This is a genomic window from Variovorax sp. P4_D9, assembly GCF_056401695.1.
In genome coordinates, this window is sequence record NZ_JBFUIU010001179.1 from 1 (window position 1) to 2,153 (window position 2,153).

Annotated in this window: 2 protein-coding genes; both read right to left on the reverse strand. The window is 63.1% G+C overall.

What is annotated here, in order from left to right:
- Window positions 1-264: hypothetical protein (locus AC1DY5_RS52625; protein WP_478122185.1), on the reverse strand; the 264-nt coding region annotated here is incomplete at its 3' end.
- A 1,333-nt stretch (window positions 265-1,597) separates the two neighbouring features.
- Window positions 1,598-1,987, reverse strand: a complete 390-nt coding sequence (locus AC1DY5_RS52630) for a CrcB family protein (RefSeq protein ID WP_478122186.1) — start codon at window positions 1,985-1,987, stop codon at window positions 1,598-1,600.
- Window positions 1,988-2,153 lie beyond the last annotated feature (166 nt).

The following is a 2,153-nucleotide window of genomic DNA, read 5'->3' on the forward strand; positions in this document are numbered from 1 at the left end:
GGGCAGCTCGAAGAAGCCGCCGGTCCTTCCGGCCGCGGCGTTGGCCGCGTTGAAGGCCAGCAGCGTGCTGGCTGCGCCACAGGACGAGGTCAGGAACGCTCGCTTCGAGCATCCCAGCCGCTTCGCGTTGGTTGCCGCGGCCTCGTGTGCGAGGCGGTTGGCTTCGATGTTCGCCGGCCACAGCGACACCGGTGCGAACTCGCCATTCGAGGTGCTGTCGAGCTTGATGGGAAGGCGCTTGCCCTCAGGGTCGCTGTCATGCATGGTGGTCCCCCGGTTTGATCAAGAAGCCCCGCCGGCCCGCCAACGGCGCCATGAGTCCCCTTGGTTTCGACGAGACCTCCCGATTCTGCTCCGCGCCGCGGGGCTCGGCCCTAGAACACAAGCTAGGCACGCCCGCGGGTGGGCTGTGCTGTGCGTAGAACGCCTCGAGCGTGGCAAGAAGACTGAAGGCGGACGTTCCGGGTCCGGGGAGCGGAAGATCGCTACGGCCTGAAGCGGGCCTCGATCTCGTACGGGGGGTGATGGGCCAACCTGGATGTCGTGGTCAGCTATTCACCGCGCGTCGTCCGCGCCTTCTCGAGTTGCTTGAACCCGCCACTCCCTCTTGTCGGCGACCTTACGACGCAAGCCCCAACGTCCTGATCAGGTTCGACTCGTATCGCGCGCACGCGGGCAAGCTGAACCCATTTGACCCGGACTCAAGGTCAGCAAGCAGCTATTGAGCCGGCCGTCAGTGGAAGCCCGCGAGCCAAGGACAGCAACCGCACTGCGAAGCCGTCCCACGAAAAGATGGTTTAACAAGGAGCCGGCGCACGGCCGGAAACTTCGCAAATGCGCTGAACCTCTGACTCGCATGGGCATCGAAAGAGATGATCAGGCCTTACCTGGCGCTCGAAGCTCGCTTGCTGGCGTTTGAGAGGCACATCAAAAATGAGTCGACCACTGGTCTTCCTTGCCATAGCGTTCGCCCTCACAAGCGCTACAGCCCAGACTCCAATTTCAGGGAGAGGCGATGGGTCRCCAATCGCAGTCCAGCCGATCCAAATTGGTCCCCCTTCTGGCGTTGGCGGGGCAGTCGATCGGCAGCGCGCGCGAGAGCAAGAACAGGCGTGGCAACCCGCAGCGCCGCGAGCAGCTTCGCCCCCGGCACCGCTGAGCACCTGCAATGCCGGAGGGTGCTGGGACAGCGAGGGCAACCGATACAACAGCACTGGCGATGGCGCCCGGTTTATCAGTCCGGAGGGAAGACTGTGCCAGACCAGCGGGAAATTCATCTACTGCAACTGATCATCAAGCAGCCATCGCGTCCGGCTTGGCTGGCTTCTCCACGCATCGCTCAACGCACGCCTTGTGGTCGTGGTGAGGTCGCCGCTGCCGATGCAAGGCCATCTAAGGCTGCGCCTGGCCGAGGCGCGGGGGTCGGGGGCGTCCCCGCAATGTCGCTTCGAGACTGATTGCAGAAGTTCACCCGCAAGGCGCGAAGGGCGCGGATGGGCCCAATCCGGCTGTTCCAACGTCTCCGGAGCTGACGTTCGTTCTTGCCGGAGAGCCGGGCTATGCACTCCGCCTCAGCGCCTTCCGACCCACCCTGCTTTCAAGCTGGTGGCGACCTTTGTCCTCCGAGCTTGAGTCCGACGATGATTGCAATGTAGCCCGCCACCAGACTGATTACGACATAGGCGGCCGCGACAACGGCGCTCGACTGCGATGTAGTCGTCAGCACAGCGATGCCAAAGGCAAAGCTCGAAAACGTTGACAGTCCGCCCGACACGCCAATCCCGAGCAGCAAATTGGCGCCGTCTGAGGCTACCTTTCGGCGGTGCAGCGCTGTAACGTAGCCAAGCAATAGCGAGGCCACGAGGTTCGCCATGAGGATATCCAGCGGGAAACCGTCGGCCACCTTTGGTGTCATCAACATAAAGAACTCGCGCAGCACTGCGCCCAGAGCGCCGCCTACGAAGATCAGAACGACGATCTTAGTCACGACAAAGTACCCCCTAGCCCTGCGCATGGGCAATCGCCGCCCCGAGCAGGGCGGCCAGCAGACCGAGCGCGACCGACAGAAGAAGATAGAACGCGGCAAGTGCACTGCGGCTCTTTGCGGCCAGATCGGACGCGCCAAGCTGCATGCTGCTGAAGGTTGTATAGCC